The sequence below is a fragment of the Burkholderia sp. Nafp2/4-1b genome, from assembly GCF_003635165.1.
In the GTDB taxonomy this organism is placed as follows: Bacteria; Pseudomonadota; Gammaproteobacteria; order Burkholderiales; family Burkholderiaceae; genus Burkholderia.
In genome coordinates this window covers 1-17,897 of record NZ_ML058622.1, presented here as the reverse complement: position 1 = coordinate 17,897, position 17,897 = coordinate 1, and the positions used below count along the sequence as shown (strand labels likewise).

The following is a 17,897-nucleotide window of genomic DNA, read 5'->3' as shown; positions in this document are numbered from 1 at the left end:
GTGAGATGAAACGCAATCGAAAGTGGTGGGATATCCGGGCGCAGGCGAACGCGGCCGGCGAAGCCGAGATCCGGATCTATAACGAGATCGGGTTCTGGGGCACGGACGCGCAGACGTTTGTGACGCAGCTCGACGCGGTGGCGGCCAACGCATCGGCGATCGTGGTGGCGCTCAACTCGATGGGCGGTGATGTGTTCGACGCATTCGCGATCTACAACGCGCTGCGCCGACATGCGGGCAAGGTGAGGGTGCGCGTGGATGGCGTCGCAGCGTCGGCCGCATCGCTCATCGCGATGGCCGGCGACGAGATCGTGATGCCGGAGAACGCGCTGCTGATGATCCACAACGCGCACACGGTGACGGCGGGCGAGGCGAAAGACCTGCGGCGCGTTGCCGATCTGCTCGAGAACGCAGGCGACGGGATTCTGGCGGCTTATGCGGCCAAGAGCGGCCAGTCGGTGGACGAGATCCGGGCCATGATGGACGCGGAGACGTGGCTGACGGCGGCGCAGGCCAAGGAGAAGGGATTCTGCGACACGATCGAGGCGGCGGTGAAGCTGTCGGCGTCGGCCAGCTCGACGGCGCTGCTCGCGCGGTTCTCGGCCGTGCCCGAAGTCGTGCGGGCGCTGGTCGACGAGGATGAGTCGAGCGAACCGCCGCAGCCCGATACGCCGCCCAATACACAGCCAAATACGCCGCCTGAGCCGAACTCGGAACCGCAGCCGGTGCCGCCAGCCCCGGATGTCACGGCGTTGGCGTCGCATGTGTTCGCGGCATGCCGCGACGCGCGTCTGTCGCATTGCGCCGAGGCGATCGTGACGGCGACCGGCCTGAAGGATCGGGCAACCGTTGACGTCGCGATCCAGCAGGCCGCGGACATCGCGGGGATTTGCCTCGCGGCGAACGTGCCCGAGCTGACCGCGCAGTTCGTCGCTGACGGGCTGACGCCCGATCACGTACGCGCGCGGCTGTTCGAGCGCGTGACGGCATCGCAATCGCGCATCAATCCGCGCGCACAACCGGCGGCACAAGACGAGCCGCCCGTAGTCGCGAACGCGCCGCGTGCGGCGTCCATCTACGCGGCTCGCAAGAGCGGCAAGTAACTTTGACGATACCCGAGGAGGGGAATACTCATGTCGAACGTGAAGGTACAGGGCAGCCAGACGGCGGAATTTCTGGTGTCGGAGGGCAATGGGCAGATTTCGCGCGAACACATCATCGTCAAGGCAGGGCCGGCGCTGCCGGCCGGCCAGGTGCTCGGGGTGACGAGCACCGGCGAGTATGCGCCGTACGACATCACCGCGAACGACGGTTCCGAGGTTGCTGCAGCGGTGCTGTACGCGCCGTTGCCGGCGTCCGAGGCATCGCGCTCGGCGACCGGCATCGTGCGAGTTGCCGAGGTCGCCGCCGCACGCCTGACCGGTCTGGATGCCGCCGGCCGTGCTGATCTCGCCGAGCGGCACGTGATCGTCCGCTGATCGCAGCACAACTCATTCCGAAGGCTACGCACGCGCGTGGCCTTTTTTGTATCCATTTCCCTGTTGGAGGTTGTATGGCGGACATCGCCCTGTTTCAAGATGACGCGTTCTCGCTGTCGTCGCTCACGGCTGCGATCAACGACCAGCCGCACGTGCCCGGCCGCGTCGGTGCGCTCGGCCTGTTCGAAGAGGACGGCATCACCACGACGACGATCCAGATCGAACGCGACGGTGACACGCTGTCGCTCGTGTCGGCCGGCGAGCGCGGCTCGCCGTCGGCGATCGTGGTCGGCAGCAAGCGCAGCATGATCCCGTTCAACACGGTGCACCTGCCGCAGCGTGCGTTCGTCAAGGCCGACGAGATCCAGAACCTCCGCGCGTTCGGTTCCGAAACGGAGCTGGAGGCGCTGCAGACGGTCGTGAACCGGCGGCTCGCGAAGCTGCGCCGCCAGCTCGACGCGACGCATGAATTCCACCGCATCGGTGCGATCAAGGGCGCGGTGCTCGACGCCGACGGTAAGACGGTGCTGATCGACCTGCTCCAGTACTTCGGCATCGAGCAGACCGTGATTCCGTTCGAACTGGGCAAGGCCGACACCGAGATCCGCGTGAAGTGCGTCGAAGTCCAGGACGCGATCGAAGACGCGCTGGGCGCGACGACGTACACGGGCGTGCGCGTGCTCTGCGGCCGGGCGTTCTGGAACAAGCTGATCGTCGCGAAGACGGTGAAGGAAACGTATCTGGCGACCGCGATGGCGGCGTCGCTGCGCGGCGATGCGCGCGACGCGTTCGACTTCGGCGGCTGCACGTTCGAGCGTTATCGCGGTCGCGTCGGCGACATCGGCTATGTGGCAGATGACGAAGCGTATGCGGTGCCCGAAGGCGTGCCGGAACTGTTCATCACGCGCTTCGCGCCGGCCGACTACGTCGAGGCGGTGAACACGACGGGCCTGCCGTACTACGCGAAGCAGGAACTGGCGCAGTTCGGCAAGGGCGTCGACATCGAGGCGCAGTCGAACCCGGTGCACCTGTGCACGCGCCCGAAGGCGATCGTCAAGCTGAAAGCCTGACATGGCGTTCCGGGATCTGATCGCGGACGTCGATGCAGCGGTGCTGCGTGATCTCGGCGACGCGGACATCACGATCGATGGTCGGCCCGTCGAGGGGATGTTCACGTCGCCGTGGCTCGGTCCGGATCTCGGAACGCAGCGCACGCAGCTCGTGGCGCCGGTCCTGCATATCACCGACGCCGACGCAGTCGACGTCACCGAGGGGAGCATCGTCGTGACACCGAGTGGGCGCTATCGTGTGTTCGAGCTGCATCCCGATGGCACGGGCTGGACGATTCTGATTCTGAGGTGACGATGGATCTGCTGAAGGTCGAGATCGACGTAAAAGGGGCGCTCGAAGCGCTCGCCGGCCTGCCGCCTGCCGCCATGCAGGCGGCTTGGCGGCGCACGCTGCGCAAGACCGGTGCATGGATCAGGAGCCAGACGGCGAAAGAGGTTGGCAACGCGACGGGCATCCAGCAGAAGCTGCTGCGGCAGCGGATGTACTTCTTCATGCGGTCGCTCGATACGGGCAAGGTGTGGCTCGGGTTGAACCCGATCGAGGCGCATCGGCTCGGAGCGGTTAGGCGGACGAAGACGGGCATGCGGGCCGGCAAATCGCTGTTCGAAAGCGCATGGCGTAAGACGAATCGGCAGCCAGACGGGCCGATCTATCGACGCATCGGCAAGGCGCGCACGCCGTTCGAGGTGGTGAAGGTCGAATGGTCGCACACGGGCGACCCGGCGTTTCGCCGGGCCGCGCAGGCGTGCGAGGCGAGGCTGATGACCGTGCTGCGGCAGGAGGTCAACTATGAACTGCAGAAGGCGATAAACCGTGCTCGATAGTGTGAATTTACTGAGCCTGAAACAACTGCATGAGGGCGTCGAGTCCGGCCTGCGCGCGAAACTGCCCCATGTCGAACGCATTCATGCGTATCCGAAGATCGGCAAGGCGATCGACACGCCGTTTATTGCGATCGAGTTGTCGGAGCTGGAGCCGGGGCACGATGACGGCACGGGGCGTGTGCCGCTTGTCGGACGGTTGCAGGCGCGTGTGATCGTCGACCCGATCGTGCCCGGTGCCGAGCTGCTGGTGCGCGAGCTGTCCGCACGCGTGCTGCAGGCGGTGCACGGTGCGACGTGGGATCTGCCCGTGACGCCCGGTAAGCAGGTCGGCTCGGCCGGCGAGGATCCGTTCCGTCCAGAGCTCGATACGTACCTCGTCTGGCTCGTCGAATGGGAGCACGAGTTCGACCTGGGCGACGTGTTCGAACCGCCGGCAAAGGGGCGCACGGTGTTGTGGGGCGTTGATCCTGAGACTGGGCCTGGACACGAAGACCGGTATTGGAATCCGGCCGACCACGATGCAGGGTGATGTATGAGCGACTTCGAGCTGGGCGAGATGGATCGTCGCATGGCGTGCCTGACGCAGTCCGCCGTGGTCGAGGCGGTCACGTACGATCCGCCGCGCGTGAAGGTGCGCATCGGCGATTGGGTGAGCGACTGGCTCAAATGGCAGGCCGGTGCGGCCGGGAAGGTCCGGCAGTGGCGTCCGCCGTCGGTCGACGAGGAGGTCGCGCTTTGGGCACCGTCCGGCGATCTCGCAGGCGCGTTCGTCGCGCCGGGCTACTACACGGAGCAGCACGGTGGCTCGGGGCGGTCCAGCCCGGACGAGACGGCGACCGACTACCCGGACGGCGCGTTTGAGCAATACAACCACGCGAGCCATGAATACGTGCTGTCGGTGCCGGCCGGCGGCCGGATCGTGTTTCGCATCGGCAGGACGGAGTTCGAGCTGAAGGCGGACGGCGCAGTGCTGCGTACGGAGAAGCTGCTCGCCGACGTGCCCGACTCGACGTTCACCGGCAACACGACGACCGAGCAGTTGCTGACCTTCAACGGCGGCATGCAGGGCAATGCGGGCGAGGGCGGTGGCGTTGCGGTGAAGGTCAAGGGCGGCGCTGACTTCACCCACGACGTTGTCGCGGCCGGAAAGTCGGTCAGCAAACACAGACACCGCGAGCAGGGCGACGGCGAGCTGGTCAGTCCGCCGCTCTGATCCATTCAAAGTGACTTTGAACCCCGCCGCGTGCGGGGTTTTTCGTTTGTAGAGGGCGCTATGGCGAAAGACGCACAGCAAGACAGGGCGGCGACGCCCGTCACATTCATCGATACCGAGTTCCGCAGCCGCGTGATCGTATTTCCCGACGGCTCGCACGTCGCGGTCCTGGCCGGCAAGACGCAAGTCACGCAGCCGGAGCACATCGCGTATCTCGAATCGCGGGGGTGCTTCAAGCGCGTGCCGACGAAGGTGCAGTAATGCCCGCACTGTTCGGAATGTGCCGTCGCACGGGCCGTTTGATCGGTGGCGTTGACCATCTCGTCCAGAGCATCGCGGACATTCTGAGCACGCGCAAGGGCACGCGCCGCGAGCGGCCCGAGTATGGATCGGACCTCCCGGCGATGGTCGACTTGCCGATCACGCGCGGATGGATTTCAGCGGCACAGGCCGAATCCGCACGCGCGATCGCCCGATGGGAACCGCGCATTGCGCTGGACCGCGTCAACGTGCTGTCGGTCGTGGACGGCAAAGTAACTTTTCGAATCGCCGGGCAGTACAACGGCGATGACGTCGTATTCGAGGTGACGACATGACAGTCATCGATCTGTCGGCGCTTGATCCGCCCGATCTCGTCGAAACGCTGGACTTTGAGGCCGCGTATCAGCTCAAGCTCCAGCATTTCAAGAGTATCTATCCCGACTGGACGGCCGCGCTTGAATCCGATCCGGCCGTGAAGCTAATTGAGCTGGCCGCATACGACGAAGTGCGGTTTCGTGCGCGTGTGAACGATGCAGCGCGTGCGGTGTTACTGGCCTACTCGACCGGCGCGGATCTTGAACACCTTGCGGTGCTCTGGAATCTGAAACGGGAGACGGTCGACCCTGGCGACCCCGAGGCACATCCACCCGTTCCAGCGACCAACGAGCGCGATGACCGGTTGCGATTGCGCACCCAGATGGGCATTGAGCGATCGTCGACGGCCGGCCCGTTCGGAGCGTATCGATCGCTTGCGATGGATGCGTCGCCGGACGTTGCCGACGTGCGCGTCGACCGGCCCGAGGCCGGTGTGGTTCGCGTGGTCGTGAAGTCGTATTCGAACGATGGCGTGGCGAGCGCAGCCTTGCTCGACACCGTGCGCCGGGCACTTTCGCCAGAAGACTGTCGACCGCTGAACGACACGCTGCGGGTCGTCGCGGCCCGGCCCGTGAATTACACAATCGTCGCCGATGTGCACGTTGGGCGGGGACCGGATCCGGGTGTCGTGATCACTGCCCGTCGGCAGGATCTGGATATTGCTGTTGCGGCAGGCGAAGCGTTGCGTGTCGGCATGCCGCGCTCGGCCGTAACCGGTGCATTACATCCGAAAGCGTCGGGTGTCGTGCGCGTCGACCTGAAGTCACCGGCCGCCGATGTTGTATGTGCGATCGACCAGTTCGCACGGTGCACGTCGATCGTGCTCAATCCAAAGGTGGCCGATGACGACTGAAGCACTGCTGCCAACCAACCAGACGAGTCTCGAAGCGGCGCTCGCGCAGGTGATGCGCCCGAGCGTCAATCCGGAATTGATTCGGACGCTTTGGGATGCGGATCGCTGCCCGGCCGCGTTCCTGCCGTGGCTCGCATGGTCGCTCGCGGTCGACGGGTGGGAGCTCGCGGAGTCCGAAGACGCCCGCCGAGCGCTGATCAAGTCGTCGCTGGCGATCTACCAGAAGAAGGGTACGCCGTGGGCGATTCGCGAGATCGTGCGGCGGCTCGGTTTCGGCGAGATCGATATTCAGGAGGGGCGGCAGATCAAGCGCCGTGACGGATCGGCCACGCGCAACGGCCGATATCTGCACGGCGGCTCGACCGCGTGGGCCGAGTACATCGTGAAGCTGCGTCGGCCGGTGACGCGCGATCAGGGCGAGAACCTGAAGCGGGCGATCGAACGCTACGCGCCGGCTCGCAGCCGGCTCGCGTGGCTCGACTTTTCTGAGGTCGCGATCCGACACAACGGTGTCGCGACGCGCAATGGTCAATTTACGCGAGGGGTGATCGGTACATGGCCAATCTGAAAGAAGAAAGTAAGTGGGAGGACGGCGTCTATCAGTTTGAGACGTCCGATCCCGTGCAAGGCGGCCCGGATGGCGTCGACAACGTGCCGACCAAGCAACTTGCCAACCGCACGCGTTACCTGAAGGATCGTGCCGATTCGGCCGACAAGGCGATTACCGGGCTCGGTAATCGGGCGGATGCGACGGACAAGAAGATCGCTGATCTCGGCACCGACAAGATCGCGAAAGCTGGCGACGCGATGAAGGGGAAGCTGCTCGGCAAGGCCGGCGCAATGACGCCGAACAACACGAACAACGCCGGTTTTGCGTTCGACGGCGACCCGGACTCCGGGATGTTTTCTCCGGGAGACGGGCACGTCCAGCTCGGTGCACAAGGTGTTCCGTACGTTGTCATGCTCGGCAACAACCTGACGCTCGGCGCTGCTGGGTGGCTCTCGCTGATTGCGGGCGGGACCGAACGTGGCCGGATCACGCCGGAAGGCCGATGGTTGATCGGCGGTGCCGCCGATAACGGTCAAGATGCAGTACGCGTGCAGGGCTCGATCGGTGCAAACGGGGGTATTCGTAGCGCGGGCTACGATGCGAACGGCACTGGTGCGCAATTTCGTGCGGTAGGTACCGACTACGGCGTCATGCTGCGCAATGACAACAAGAGCGCATGGTTTTTGTCGACGAACAAGGGCGACGCGAACGGCACGTACAACGACTTTCGACCGTTCTCGTGGTCGCTCGATACCGGCGCTGTCCGTATCGATGGCACCGGTTGCGGCACGATCTTCGGTGGCTATGCGCGGTTCGCCGGCAACGTGGAATCCGCGGGCGTCGGCTATTTCGGCGGCGGTGCCGGTAAGGCGAAGGATTACGGCTCCGGGGTCACGCTCGGTGCCAACACCGGTGGCGATATCGTCCTCAAATCGGCGAGCGCTGACAAGGACATGAAGCTGTGGGACATCCAGTCGAACAACGACAGCGTGAGCATCCGCGCGGTCGACGACGAGTGGACGACCGGCATCCCCGCCGTGCGTATCACGCGGGCCAATCTCAGCACGTCGATCAAGACCGTTGAGCTGGCCCCGAACAGCGGGCGCGTGTTGTCCGGGGGCGCGTGGGATGACGGGCGTTCGTCGTTTCAAAACAAGGGCGCGCTCAAGAGCAGCCATTCGGCAGGTGCGCTCGTTGCATCGAACGGGGGAGGTGCCGGGCAGACATCGGTGCAGCTGGTGCGGGAAGGTGCGCCGACCGATCAGAAAACGTGGGAAGTGATCCACGGTGCGGATGGCTCGCTGGCCGTTCGAACGGCCAGTGACGCGTACACCAACTCGCAAGCCGCGATCAACGTCACTCGCGGTTCGAGCTACGCGCTCGGCACGTTGCAATTGATGCCGCAGGGCGGACGCGTCGTGGTCGGGAAGGTCGGCGATGACGGGTCCACGCAACTGCAGATCGGGGGCATGGTCACGGCCGTGTCTCCGCCGGCAGGCGACAACTCGAACAAGCTGATCACGTCGGCATGGTTCGCAGCGGCGGTCGCCGATGTGCAGATCGGACAGATTGTCTGGGAGGCCCGAACTGCGCCGCGCGCGGGATTCCTGAAGCTGAACGGCACCGAGCTGAAACGGGCCGACTATCCGCTGTTGTGGGCGTATGCGCAGGCAAGTGGTGCGATCGTCGCGGACGTCGATTGGGGTAAGGGCCGACACGGTTGCTTTTCCACGGGCGACGGCAACACGACGTTCCGACTGCCGGATCTTCGCGGCGAGTTCATTCGTTGCTGGGATGACGCGCGCGGCGCGGATGCACAGCGACAGATCGGCAGTTGGCAGGACAGCTTGAACCGCTCGCACGCGCACGGTGCGTCTGCCGCCGCTGTCGGCGATCACTCTCACAGTGCATGGACGGACGCCCAAGGTGTTCACGCTCACGGGGTCAACGATCCGGGGCACGCGCACAGCACGCGGATTGGTCGTGTCGGTGTCGTCGGAACGAGCTACGGGCAGGGCAGCGGCCCGTACAACTGGGATCAGGGTGACAACTTCGGATCGTCCGGCTCTGGCACGGGGATCTCGATCGCGGCGGACGGCAACCACGCGCACAACGTCGGAATCGGCGCGGCCGGTGCTCACTCTCACACGATCAGTATCGGGGCGGACGGCGGCAACGAGAGCCGCCCGCGCAACGTTGCGTTGCTCGCCATGATCCGTGCTTACTAAATCGAGGTAGAACATGCTTTGCAATCAGTACGACAACCTGACGGGACGCTACGTGGTGAGCTTTCTCGCCGAGCGCGATCCGATGAGCGCAGATCGGTATCTCGTTCCGGCATTCTGCACGCTCACACCTTTGCCGGAAGTGCCGACGCGTTCGTGGCCATTCTGGCAGGACGGCAAGTGGACGATGCAGCCCGACTATCGCGGTGTCCGCTTGTATCGAACCGATACGGGTGAGCCGGGCGAGATCACGGTCGCAGGCGTTAGCCCCGAAGATGCGGGATTGACCGAGGTACCGCGCCCGTCCGACGAGTACGTCTGGCGGGATGGCGCGTGGGTCGTTGACGAGGCGATTGTTGCGGAGCGGGTGCGAGCCGCCGCGATGTCGGACTTCTACGCGCGCATGGAACAAGCGCGTCAGCGAAATCTCGGCAAGATGGACGCGCGTGCAGCGGGGCTGCTCACCGACGTCGACGAGGCGATGTTCGACGCTTGGGCCGCGTACCAGGTCGCACTTGTGCGCGTCGTGGATCTGCCGAGCTTCCCGAACGACATCGTATGGCCGGACGAACCTGATCCGCAGGCGGTGCTTGCCAAGGTAGAGGCCGAGCGCGAGGCGAAAGCTGCTCGCGAAGCTGAGGAAGCCGCGCCTCGTGAGGAGGAAGCCGCTCGGTCACGCGGCCCGGACGAAGCGCCGGCCGATGCCGAGCCCACGGCGCCGGCCGATAGCGAAAGCCTGAGCGATACCGCACCGGCAGTCGACGTCGACGCAAAGTAACTTTCCCGGCGCAATGATGCGCCGCCCCGTTTTCGTAAGCCGCTCAATCGAGCGGCTTTTTTCATTTCTGGAGATCCGCATGGCAGCGACTTCCTTTTTCCACGGCGTCACGACGACGCTCGTTGATACCGGCCCGCGCACGATCGCGGTGCCGTCCTCGTCGGTTGTCGGTATGACAGCCACCTACACGCCCGGCCCGGATCTGGCACAGCCGAATGTCCCCGTGCAACTGACCAGTTATCGCGAGGCGGTGCAGGCGTTTGGTGAGCAGAGCGCGATTGCGCGTGCGGCCCGTGCGATCTATGCGCAGAGCAGCGCTGTCGTTATCGCGGTGGGTGTGCCGGCAGCGGCCGACGTGGCGCAGCTCACGTCGGCGGTTATCGGCGGGGTCTCGGCCGGTGGTGCGCGCACCGGCATGCAGGCGTTGCTCGATGCGAAGTCGCGATTCAACACGCAACCGCGACTGCTGATCGCACCTGGGCACTCGTCGAAGCAGCCCGTCGCGACGGCGGCCGATTCGCTCGCCGGCAAGCTGCGCGCTGTTGCCGTCATCGACGGGCCGAACACCGATGACGAGGCCGCGCTCGCGTATGCCAAAAACTTCGGCAGCAAACGCCTGTACTTGGTCGATCCCGGCGCGAAGGCATGGGACAACGCGACGAACGGCGAGATCGCCATGTCGGCATCGGCGTATGCGGCGGGCCTGTTCTGCCAGACCGACGCGAAGATCGGCTTTTGGGCGTCGCCGTCGAACAAGGAGATCGTCGAGATCACTGGAACGGCCCGACCGATCGAATACCTGGACGGTGATGCGACGTGCCGCGCGAACCTGCTGAACAACGCGAACATCGCGACGATCATTCGCGACGGCGGGTATCGGCTCTGGGGCAACCGCACGCTGTCGAGCGACGCGAAATGGAAGTTCGTCACGCGCGTGCGCACACTCGACATCGTGATGGACGCGGTGCAGGCCGGGCACAAATGGGCGGTCGACCGCGGCATCACGTCGACCTATGTGAGCGACGTGACCGAAGGGCTGCGCGCGTTCATGCGCGACCTGAAGCGCCAGGGCGCGCTGATCAACTTCGAGGTCTACCCGGACCCGGAGCTGAACGCGGCGAGCCAGCTCGAAGACGGCAAGGTGTACTGGAACATTCGATTCACGGATGTCCCGCCGGCCGAGAACCCGATTTTCCGCTTCGAGGTCACGAATCAGTGGCTGACCGAAGTGCTCGATAACCAGATCTAAGGGAGCGACGATGATTCCGGAAACGCTGTACAACTGCAGCGCGCACGTCGACGGGCGCGGATATGCGGGGCGCGTCATGAGCGTGACGCCGCCCAAGCTGAAGATCAAGACGGACGACTACCGCGCAGGTGGCATGGACGCAGCAGTCAAGGTCGATCAGGGGATGGAACCGCTCGATGCATCGTTCGCGATGGCGACGATGGAGTATGAGGTGCTGCGCTTTTTCGGGCTGGTGGATCAGGGTGCGTTCAACGGCGTGTTTCGCGCGGTATTCATGGACCGTAGCGGCAAGACGAAGAACGTCGCCGTGTATTTGCGCGGCATGCTGCACGAAGTGGATCCTGGCGACTGGAAGCCCGGCGACAAGGTCGAGGCGAAGTTCAGCGTGTCGTGCGACTACTACAAGCTGGAGGTCGCGGGCGCGATCTTGCACGAGATCGACATCTTCGCGTGCAAGCGCGTGATCAACGGTGTCGACCAGCTCGCCGAAGTCCGGAAGGGACTCGGTATGTAGCCGTCATCCGATGGACACGCAGCAAAGCTACTTTCTTCAATCAATGGCGAGCCGACGGCTCGCCATTTTTCATTTCAGGAACTGCAATGGAAAAGGTCACGGTCAAGCTTACCTATCCGATCAAACTCAATGGTGTGGAGTGCGACAGCTTCACGCTGCGCCGGCCGAAGGTGCGCGACATGCGCGGTGCGCAGAAGCTCGCACCGAACGATGCCGAGCAGCAGGAGCTGATCCTGTTCGCGACGCTGGCCGACGTCTCGCCGGACGACATCGAAGAGATGGACATGGCCGACTACGAGCGCGTGCAGGACGCCTACTACTCCTTTCGATCCGTACGCAAAGCTGGACCGAAAGACGCTCAAGGCGCTGGCGAAGCGCCTCGCGCATGAATACGGCATGTCGCCGACGTCGATCGACGAGATGACGGTCGACGACATGCTCTGGTGGCTGACGGATTGAGGGGGCCGGGATGGCGAAGGATTTAGCGCTTGGTATCGTGATCGGCGGGGCCGTGTCGGCGACGTTCGGCAAGGCGATCACCGACACGTCGTCGAAGATCGATGCGATGAAGAAGCGGGCGAATGACTCCCGGCTCTGGCAGCGCCAGATCGGCGAGACGATGCGCCTGCAGGACGAGTTTCGGCGGCTGCAATCGACGGGAGATAGCGCAGCGGACGGAATCCGTCGCAAGCTCGACAGCAATCTGAAATCGCTGAGGGACGCCGGCATCGAGGTCGACCGGCTCGATCGCGCGTATGCGCGGCTCGGCCGGACGACGCGCGGACTCGAACTGAAAACGTCCGGATACGAGCGGCTGGCGGCCGGTCAGGAGGCCGGGCGCGGGGTGATCGGCGACGCGGTGAAGCTGACGGCTGCGGTTGCGGTGCCAGCGACGATCGCGGCGAACTATCAGGCGATCATTCGCGACATCGCGATCAAGGCCGGCATCGCGCGTACGCAGGAAGAGGCGGCGATGGGGACGCGGATCAGGCTCGACGCCGGCGCGAACGGTATCGGCCGCAACGAGCTGGCGGACGCCGTCAACCAGATGGTTGCGGGCGGCATGGATCTGGATCGCGCGCTCAACTTCGCGCCGCTCGTCGCGAAGTTCTCGATCGGCCAAGGGGCGACGACGGTCGAGACCGCAAAGATGATCCAGGCGCTGCAGCAGAACGCGGAGATCGTCGACCCGCGCCAGATGGCGAAGGCGCTCGAAGCGATTGCGTATCTCGGCAAGGAAGGATCGTTCGAATCGGTCGACATGGCGCGATGGTTCCCGGTCCTGCTCGCCGAAATGAAGAAGATCGGCATCACGGGGCAGGACTCGGTGACGCAGCTCGGCGCGATGCTCCAGGTGCAGATGAAGACGGCGGGCAGCTCCGACGAAGCGGCGAACAACCTCAAAAATTGGTTCTCAAAGATCGGCTCAGGCGAGACCGAGCGCAATTACGAGAAGGCTGGCGTCGACTACCAGGCGAAGATGCGGGAGGCGATCGGCAAGGGCTGGTCGACGCTCGAAGCGTCGTTCGTGCTCGCACGCGCGTACATCGAGCGCGTCGACCCGGCGAAGGCGAAGCAGCTCGCTGCAGCGGCCAAGCAGTTCAATTCGGAGATGGATCCGGCCAAGCGTCAGGCGCAGATGGCCGCGTTCGCCGAAACGATGAAGACCGGAGACTTGTTCAACGACATGCAGGTCAAGGCGGCGCTGACCGCGTACATGCAGAACGCGGACCTGTACGCGAACCTGAAGCGCAATGCGCAGCAGGCAAGCGGCGAGATCGAGAAGGATCTGGCGGCCCGCCGCGAGACGTCGAAGCAAATCTGGAGCGAGGTCGGGCAGCGGTGGGACGACGCGATGCGCAGCATTGGCGATGCGCTGCGTCCGATCACGGATCGCGTCGGCGAGGGCGCGAAGGCGCTCGGTAGCAGCATCCAGTCCGTCGCCGACGGTGCACCGAAAGCGACGGCAGCTGTCGTCGGCATCGCGAGCGCCGTGCTTGCGTTTCGTGGAGCAAAGGCACTTTGGAGCATTGGCCGAGGCGCGATCGACATCGCGCGCGGCACCGTGCTCGCGCGGGGCAGCCGAGCAGCGTCTGAACGGGCCGGTGGGGCACGCGGGGCCGTGGGCCGGGCGCTCGATGCGCTCGGTGGGGGCGCTGGTGCAGCGGGGGGCGTGCAGCGCGTGTTCGTCGTCAATATGCCCGGCGGTGGAACCGGCAGCGGGCAGCTTTGGCGATCTGGTCGGCGGTGGGCGAGCCGGACGTGTGGCGCGTGGTGCTGCGCGGGGCGGGCGCATCGGGCGAATGATCGGCGCAGGCCGAGCATTGTTCGGTCGTGTTGCACCGTATGCCGGAAAGCTCGCGGTGGCCGGCACCGTGCTGAAACTCGGCCTTGCCGCGCGTGAAGCGTACGCCGTTGCGTCGAGCACCGACACGAGCACGCAGAAGGCGAACCGATTTGCGGGCATCGCAGGCAGCCTTGCTGGTGGTGTTGCGGGCGCGAAGATCGGTGCGATGGTGGGGGCGCTCGGCGGGCCGATCGGCTCGGCGGTACTGGGCGTCATCGGTGGCGCTGTCGGCACGTTTGCCGGCGACAAGCTGTTCAGTGCGATCTCGCGCAAGGTGCTGGATCACAAACCTGACGAGACGCCGGCGAACGCAGCCGCGCTCGCGAAGGCGAAGACGCTCGTGCCCGATGGTGCGGGTGTCGGCGCTCGGCCGGGACCGCGTATTGAGCAGGCCAACACGTTCGCGCCGGTCTTTCACGTGAAGATCGAAGCGAGCGACACCGACATGGCGAACAGGTTCCTCGCGCAGGTCAGTCCGGCGCTGACCCGCATGATGGACGAGCATCAACGCAAGGCGAACGCGCGAACGGCCATGTTCGATGCGCCGCATATGTAACGGGAGGGCCGATGGAAGTCATTCGACAAATTACGGGCGCAGCAACGCAGGCGGGGATTGCGACCGAGCGCGTGCGTCAGATGGTTCGCATATTCGACCGGAACCGCACGGCGAGCATGTCGACGGTCGACATGCTCCAGCGTCTCGCGTCCGGCAATCTGAGCAGCGCGGCCGAGCTGCTGACCGGCGCATCGGGTGCGCTGTCGGTGGCGGGTGACTTGCTCCCGCAGGTCGGCACGGTGCTGCGCAGCTTCAACGCGACGCAGGCATCGATCGGCTCGATCCTGAAGGTCGTTGACGGGCCGAGTTTCCCCCTTGTGCGGGCTGCCGCTGACAGCGTGAAGTCGGCGCTCGGAGGCGCGTGGAATCAGTTCAACGCGGCGGTCGGCATCAAGGACTCGGCGGTGCTCGGTGTAGTGAAGTCGACGGGCGTCGGCTCGATGCTCTCTGGCCTGGTCGGCGGGGCGGCGTCTAGTACGCCGCACCTGATGTCGATGACGACCGATGCCGGCGACGCGTTCCACTTCAACCTGTCGACGGCCGCGTACGACAAGCTGCGACGGGCGACGCGGTATCGGGTTGCCTCGCAGGAGCGCCTGAATCGGCAGGAGGCGCTGCAGGCGGTGAGCGTTGGGGGCGAAACGATCACGCTATCGGGCGTCGTGTTTCCGGCGCTCGGGGCCGGCACGAAGCAGATCCACCGGTTGCGCGAGATCGGCGGACGCATGAAGCCGGTGCAGCTCACGACGGGTGACGGCGACGTGCTCGGCCGGTGGCTCCTGCAGTCGATCGAGGAGGAGCAGGACGCGCTGCTCGTAGACGGCTTGCCGCGCAAGCAAACCTTCTCTGTGGAGTTCGGCCGCTATGGCGAAGACTTTACGAACGTCTGACGGTGACGTGCTCGACACGCTGTGCTTTCGTTACTACGGGACGTTGCAGGGCACGGTCGAGGCGGTGTACGACGCGAATCCGGGGCTGGCGGCTCGAGCGCAGCCGTTCCCGGCTGGCGTCGAGATCGTGCTGCCGGATCTCGATGCGCCGCGTGTTGAATCGGTCCAGCTCTGGACGTAGTAAGTGAGATGAGTGAGGGGCGATGGAAGCGATATTTCAAATCATCGCGAACGGCGCGGATGTGACCAAGGTGATTCAGGACCGCGTGCTCGAAATCCGGTCGGTCGACAAACCGGGGCTGGACGCGGATGAATGCACGATCACGCTCGACGATCGCGACGGCCGCATCGAGTTTCCGCCGAAAGGCGCGACGCTGAAGGTGTCGATCGGATGGGAAGGTCAGGGGCTGTCGATGCTCGGCGAATATGCCGTCGACGAGGTCGGTGTGCGTGGGCCGCCGGCCAGTGTGGTGATTCGCGGCAAGCCCGCGAACATGCGGGCGACGTCGAAGACGCAGCGCTACGGGAGCTGGTCGAACGCGAAGCTGGCCGACATCGTCGGCGACGTCGCGCGGCGGAACAAGTGGTCGGCCGCGTGCGACGTCGATGTCGTAGTGCCGCGTATCGACCAGTTCGGCGAGAGCGATCTGCACTTCATCACGCGCGTGGCTCGTCAGTACGGTGCGACGGCGACGGTGAAGGCCGGCAAGCTGATCGTGTTGCCGCGTGGTGGCGGCAAGAGCGCGAGCGGCAAGCCGCTGCCGATCGTCACGCTCACGCCCGGCGATCTGCTCGACTACGACATCAATTTCCCGGATCGCGCGAGCTTCGCGGCCGTTCGCACGAAGGTCCACGACCGCAAGACCGGGAAGAAGATCGACCTGACGATACCGAATCCCGATGCGCCGCCAGGTGCGTCCGCCGTGCATACCGAGCGACATGCGTTCGCAAGTCCGGAAGCCGCGAAAGCCGGTGCGACCTCGCGACTGGCTACGCTCAATCGGCACACGTCGACGAGCAGGCTCACGATGCGCGGCCGGGCAGACCTGTCGGCCGAAAAGACGATCGCGCTGAAGGGCTTCAAGACCGGCGTCGACGGCGAGTTTCTGATCGAGTCGGTCGAACACACGTTCGCATCACGCGGATGGATCACGGTGGTCACATTGAACGGAGGGAACAAGGGGAAAGCGAAGGTCGGGCACGGGAAGAAGAAGGGCAAGAAGATCGATCTGGTGGTGCCGGCGCCGAAGTAAAACGTCGCGCATCGTACTGAAGGCCGCTCACGGGTAACCGGAGCGGCCTTTGTTTTTATCGGGCAAAGGGGAACCGATGCAGGACCACGAAAAGACAATTCTGGAGCTGATCATCATGGGCGGATTGATCGGGATCGCGAAGGTGTTGGTGGGTAGTGAACATTTGACGTTTCGGCTCGTCGCTGGCCGTGCGGTGTTGGGGTCTGCAACGTCGATGGTGGCAGGGCTCGCGTTGCTGCAGATCCCGGATCTGCCGCCGATCGCGCTGCTCGGCCTCGGGAGCGCGCTTGGCATTGTCGGATCGCAGTACCTCGAAGTGCTGCTGCGCCGGAACGCAAAGCGTCTGTTTGGGGAGAAGTGACGATGGCGCGAATCAGTGTTGCCGCCGCTGGGGGAAAGAACCGTGTGGCGTTTCTCGACACCATCGCGGTAAGCGAGATTGGCTCGGCGTTGCTGGCGAAGTCGGACGACGGCTACAACGTGCTCGTCGGCTCGACGCCGTCGCGCCCGCTGCTGTTCTCCGGCTATGCGACGCATCCGAACGTGCTCAACCGGCAGATCCCGGTGGCGTCGACGGCCGCCGGCCGCTATCAAATCCTGGCGCGTTGGTGGCGGATCTATCAGGCGCAGATGAAGCTGCCGGACTTCGGTCCCATCTCGCAGGACCGATATGCACTCCAGCAGCTGCGCGAGCACGGCGCACTGCCGTTGATCGACGCCGGCCGGTTCCGCGAGGCGGTGGCGAAGGTGTCGAACGTTTGGGCCAGTCTGCCGGGGGCCGGGTACGGCCAGCACGAAAACAAGATCGAACATTTGCTGGCTGCGTACCGCGCGGCAGGCGGGGAGGTGGTCGCATGACATGGATCGACGCGCGTATCTGGCTGCTCGTCGTTGCCGGCGTCATTGCCGGTTCGGCGTGCGGGTATTTCAAGGGGCACCGGGATGCGGACCAGTCCGCCAAGATCGCCGATCAGGCTAAGCAGATCGGCGATCTGCGGGCCGAACGTGACGAATTTGGCCGCCTGGTGGCGGCTCAACAGGAGATCGCAACCAATGCTGCGAAAGAACGTGATCAGGCACGCGCTGATGCTGCTGTTGCCGATGGTGTGGCTGACAGCATGCGTAAGCGGGTCGCCACACTCGTTGCCGACGCTCGACGTACCGGCGCTGCGGCCGGAAGCCCGGCAACCGGCGACGCCCTCGATTTGCTTGCCGACTTGTTCGGCCGGGCTGACGAGCGCGCGGGGGAGCTGGCGAAGATCGCTGACGAGCGGGGTATCGCCGGCCAGCAGTGCGAGCGCAGTTACGACGCGTTGATCGGCGAGGCACACATCACACTGCCGCAGTAACGCGGCGTTCGAGACCGAGCGGTCTTGAAGAAACAGGGCGACCGGGGGAATGTTCGCGCATTTACCCGGTCGCCTTTCCACTGAGCTAGCCAGTGAATCTATATGAACGCG

General features: G+C 64.8%; 22 protein-coding genes and 1 pseudogene. All 23 read left to right on the top strand.

Going from position 1 to position 17,897, the window contains the following annotated elements:
• Nucleotides 1-5 precede the first annotated feature (5 nt).
• Complete coding sequence (locus C7H84_RS28940) at nucleotides 6-1,103, top strand: head maturation protease, ClpP-related (protein WP_121862005.1); 1,098 nt, start codon at nucleotides 6-8, stop codon at nucleotides 1,101-1,103.
• Between the two features lie 30 nt (nucleotides 1,104-1,133).
• On the top strand, nucleotides 1,134-1,478 hold the full coding sequence (locus C7H84_RS28935) for a head decoration protein (protein WP_121862004.1): 345 nt from the start codon (nucleotides 1,134-1,136) through the stop codon (nucleotides 1,476-1,478).
• Nucleotides 1,479-1,552: 74 nt separating this feature from the next.
• Nucleotides 1,553-2,548 (top strand): major capsid protein, encoded by a 996-nt coding sequence (locus C7H84_RS28930; RefSeq protein ID WP_121862003.1) that lies wholly within the window; start codon nucleotides 1,553-1,555, stop codon nucleotides 2,546-2,548.
• A gap of 1 nt (nucleotide 2,549) precedes the next feature.
• Nucleotides 2,550-2,840, top strand: coding sequence for a hypothetical protein (locus C7H84_RS28925; RefSeq protein ID WP_059511145.1), 291 nt, complete (start codon nucleotides 2,550-2,552; stop codon nucleotides 2,838-2,840).
• Nucleotides 2,841-2,842: 2 nt separating this feature from the next.
• Nucleotides 2,843-3,373, top strand: coding sequence for a phage tail protein (locus tag C7H84_RS28920; RefSeq protein ID WP_121862002.1), 531 nt, complete (start codon nucleotides 2,843-2,845; stop codon nucleotides 3,371-3,373).
• Entirely contained in the window at nucleotides 3,363-3,902 is a 540-nt protein-coding gene (locus C7H84_RS28915) for a hypothetical protein (RefSeq protein WP_240462125.1), read from the top strand. The genes C7H84_RS28920 and C7H84_RS28915 overlap by 11 nt, the downstream gene beginning before the upstream one ends.
• Nucleotides 3,903-3,905: 3 nt before the next feature.
• The gene (locus C7H84_RS28910) at nucleotides 3,906-4,586 is read left to right on the top strand and encodes a phage baseplate assembly protein V (RefSeq protein ID WP_121862000.1); all 681 of its coding nucleotides are present in this window, start codon (nucleotides 3,906-3,908) and stop codon (nucleotides 4,584-4,586) included.
• A 60-nt stretch (nucleotides 4,587-4,646) separates the two neighbouring features.
• Nucleotides 4,647-4,847: a hypothetical protein gene (locus tag C7H84_RS28905; protein ID WP_121861999.1), complete on the top strand. Its 201-nt coding sequence runs from the start codon at nucleotides 4,647-4,649 to the stop codon at nucleotides 4,845-4,847.
• Entirely contained in the window at nucleotides 4,847-5,182 is a 336-nt protein-coding gene (locus C7H84_RS28900; protein ID WP_121861998.1) for a GPW/gp25 family protein, read from the top strand. Before C7H84_RS28905 ends, C7H84_RS28900 begins: the two co-directional genes overlap by 1 nt.
• Nucleotides 5,179-6,075, top strand: a complete 897-nt coding sequence (locus tag C7H84_RS28895) for a baseplate J/gp47 family protein (RefSeq protein ID WP_121861997.1) — start codon at nucleotides 5,179-5,181, stop codon at nucleotides 6,073-6,075. The genes C7H84_RS28900 and C7H84_RS28895 overlap by 4 nt, the downstream gene beginning before the upstream one ends.
• Nucleotides 6,065-6,643 (top strand): phage tail protein I, encoded by a 579-nt coding sequence (locus C7H84_RS28890; RefSeq protein WP_121861996.1) that lies wholly within the window; start codon nucleotides 6,065-6,067, stop codon nucleotides 6,641-6,643. Before C7H84_RS28895 ends, C7H84_RS28890 begins: the two co-directional genes overlap by 11 nt.
• Nucleotides 6,631-8,853 (top strand): phage tail protein, encoded by a 2,223-nt coding sequence (locus tag C7H84_RS28885; RefSeq protein ID WP_121861995.1) that lies wholly within the window; start codon nucleotides 6,631-6,633, stop codon nucleotides 8,851-8,853. Before C7H84_RS28890 ends, C7H84_RS28885 begins: the two co-directional genes overlap by 13 nt.
• Nucleotides 8,854-8,908: 55 nt before the next feature.
• The gene (locus C7H84_RS28880; RefSeq protein WP_346428398.1) at nucleotides 8,909-9,628 is read left to right on the top strand and encodes a tail fiber assembly protein; all 720 of its coding nucleotides are present in this window, start codon (nucleotides 8,909-8,911) and stop codon (nucleotides 9,626-9,628) included.
• A 79-nt stretch (nucleotides 9,629-9,707) separates the two neighbouring features.
• Nucleotides 9,708-10,877, top strand: a complete 1,170-nt coding sequence (locus C7H84_RS28875; protein ID WP_121861993.1) for a phage tail sheath family protein — start codon at nucleotides 9,708-9,710, stop codon at nucleotides 10,875-10,877.
• 10 nt (nucleotides 10,878-10,887) lie between these two features.
• A complete protein-coding gene (locus C7H84_RS28870; RefSeq protein WP_121861992.1) occupies nucleotides 10,888-11,391 on the top strand; it encodes a phage major tail tube protein in 504 nt (167 codons plus the stop codon).
• Nucleotides 11,392-11,477: 86 nt separating this feature from the next.
• Nucleotides 11,478-11,780, top strand: coding sequence for a phage tail assembly protein (locus C7H84_RS28865; RefSeq protein ID WP_121861991.1), 303 nt, complete (start codon nucleotides 11,478-11,480; stop codon nucleotides 11,778-11,780).
• An 80-nt stretch (nucleotides 11,781-11,860) separates the two neighbouring features.
• Nucleotides 11,861-14,294 (top strand): annotated as a pseudogene (locus C7H84_RS28860) (phage tail tape measure protein).
• Nucleotides 14,295-14,305: 11 nt separating this feature from the next.
• Nucleotides 14,306-15,184, top strand: coding sequence for a phage tail protein (locus tag C7H84_RS28855; RefSeq protein ID WP_121861990.1), 879 nt, complete (start codon nucleotides 14,306-14,308; stop codon nucleotides 15,182-15,184).
• Nucleotides 15,159-15,365 (top strand): tail protein X, encoded by a 207-nt coding sequence (locus tag C7H84_RS28850; RefSeq protein ID WP_121861989.1) that lies wholly within the window; start codon nucleotides 15,159-15,161, stop codon nucleotides 15,363-15,365. The genes C7H84_RS28855 and C7H84_RS28850 overlap by 26 nt, the downstream gene beginning before the upstream one ends.
• Before the next feature lie 22 nt (nucleotides 15,366-15,387).
• Nucleotides 15,388-16,437, top strand: a complete 1,050-nt coding sequence (locus C7H84_RS28845; protein WP_121861988.1) for a contractile injection system protein, VgrG/Pvc8 family — start codon at nucleotides 15,388-15,390, stop codon at nucleotides 16,435-16,437.
• 76 nt (nucleotides 16,438-16,513) lie between these two features.
• Nucleotides 16,514-16,798: a phage holin family protein gene (locus C7H84_RS28840; protein WP_121861987.1), complete on the top strand. Its 285-nt coding sequence runs from the start codon at nucleotides 16,514-16,516 to the stop codon at nucleotides 16,796-16,798.
• 2 nt (nucleotides 16,799-16,800) lie between these two features.
• Complete coding sequence (locus C7H84_RS28835; protein ID WP_121861986.1) at nucleotides 16,801-17,295, top strand: glycoside hydrolase family 104 protein; 495 nt, start codon at nucleotides 16,801-16,803, stop codon at nucleotides 17,293-17,295.
• The gene (locus tag C7H84_RS28830) at nucleotides 17,292-17,786 is read left to right on the top strand and encodes a DUF2514 family protein (protein WP_121861985.1); all 495 of its coding nucleotides are present in this window, start codon (nucleotides 17,292-17,294) and stop codon (nucleotides 17,784-17,786) included. Before C7H84_RS28835 ends, C7H84_RS28830 begins: the two co-directional genes overlap by 4 nt.
• Nucleotides 17,787-17,897 lie beyond the last annotated feature (111 nt).

What these genes read in the sequence shown, in the direction of transcription:
- C7H84_RS28940 (WP_121862005.1), top strand. Translation starts at nt 6, where the DNA reads ATGAAACGCAATCGAAAGTGGTGGGATATCCGGGCGCAGGCGAACGCG.
- C7H84_RS28935 (WP_121862004.1), top strand. Translation starts at nt 1,134, where the DNA reads ATGTCGAACGTGAAGGTACAGGGCAGCCAGACGGCGGAATTTCTGGTG.
- C7H84_RS28930 (WP_121862003.1), top strand. Translation starts at nt 1,553, where the DNA reads ATGGCGGACATCGCCCTGTTTCAAGATGACGCGTTCTCGCTGTCGTCG.
- C7H84_RS28925 (WP_059511145.1), top strand. Translation starts at nt 2,550, where the DNA reads ATGGCGTTCCGGGATCTGATCGCGGACGTCGATGCAGCGGTGCTGCGT.
- C7H84_RS28920 (WP_121862002.1), top strand. Translation starts at nt 2,843, where the DNA reads ATGGATCTGCTGAAGGTCGAGATCGACGTAAAAGGGGCGCTCGAAGCG.
- C7H84_RS28910 (WP_121862000.1), top strand. Translation starts at nt 3,906, where the DNA reads ATGAGCGACTTCGAGCTGGGCGAGATGGATCGTCGCATGGCGTGCCTG.
- C7H84_RS28905 (WP_121861999.1), top strand. Translation starts at nt 4,647, where the DNA reads ATGGCGAAAGACGCACAGCAAGACAGGGCGGCGACGCCCGTCACATTC.
- C7H84_RS28900 (WP_121861998.1), top strand. Translation starts at nt 4,847, where the DNA reads ATGCCCGCACTGTTCGGAATGTGCCGTCGCACGGGCCGTTTGATCGGT.
- C7H84_RS28895 (WP_121861997.1), top strand. Translation starts at nt 5,179, where the DNA reads ATGACAGTCATCGATCTGTCGGCGCTTGATCCGCCCGATCTCGTCGAA.
- C7H84_RS28890 (WP_121861996.1), top strand. Translation starts at nt 6,065, where the DNA reads ATGACGACTGAAGCACTGCTGCCAACCAACCAGACGAGTCTCGAAGCG.
- C7H84_RS28885 (WP_121861995.1), top strand. Translation starts at nt 6,631, where the DNA reads ATGGCCAATCTGAAAGAAGAAAGTAAGTGGGAGGACGGCGTCTATCAG.
- C7H84_RS28875 (WP_121861993.1), top strand. Translation starts at nt 9,708, where the DNA reads ATGGCAGCGACTTCCTTTTTCCACGGCGTCACGACGACGCTCGTTGAT.
- C7H84_RS28870 (WP_121861992.1), top strand. Translation starts at nt 10,888, where the DNA reads ATGATTCCGGAAACGCTGTACAACTGCAGCGCGCACGTCGACGGGCGC.
- C7H84_RS28865 (WP_121861991.1), top strand. Translation starts at nt 11,478, where the DNA reads ATGGAAAAGGTCACGGTCAAGCTTACCTATCCGATCAAACTCAATGGT.
- C7H84_RS28855 (WP_121861990.1), top strand. Translation starts at nt 14,306, where the DNA reads ATGGAAGTCATTCGACAAATTACGGGCGCAGCAACGCAGGCGGGGATT.
- C7H84_RS28850 (WP_121861989.1), top strand. Translation starts at nt 15,159, where the DNA reads ATGGCGAAGACTTTACGAACGTCTGACGGTGACGTGCTCGACACGCTG.
- C7H84_RS28845 (WP_121861988.1), top strand. Translation starts at nt 15,388, where the DNA reads ATGGAAGCGATATTTCAAATCATCGCGAACGGCGCGGATGTGACCAAG.
- C7H84_RS28840 (WP_121861987.1), top strand. Translation starts at nt 16,514, where the DNA reads ATGCAGGACCACGAAAAGACAATTCTGGAGCTGATCATCATGGGCGGA.
- C7H84_RS28835 (WP_121861986.1), top strand. Translation starts at nt 16,801, where the DNA reads ATGGCGCGAATCAGTGTTGCCGCCGCTGGGGGAAAGAACCGTGTGGCG.
- C7H84_RS28830 (WP_121861985.1), top strand. Translation starts at nt 17,292, where the DNA reads ATGACATGGATCGACGCGCGTATCTGGCTGCTCGTCGTTGCCGGCGTC.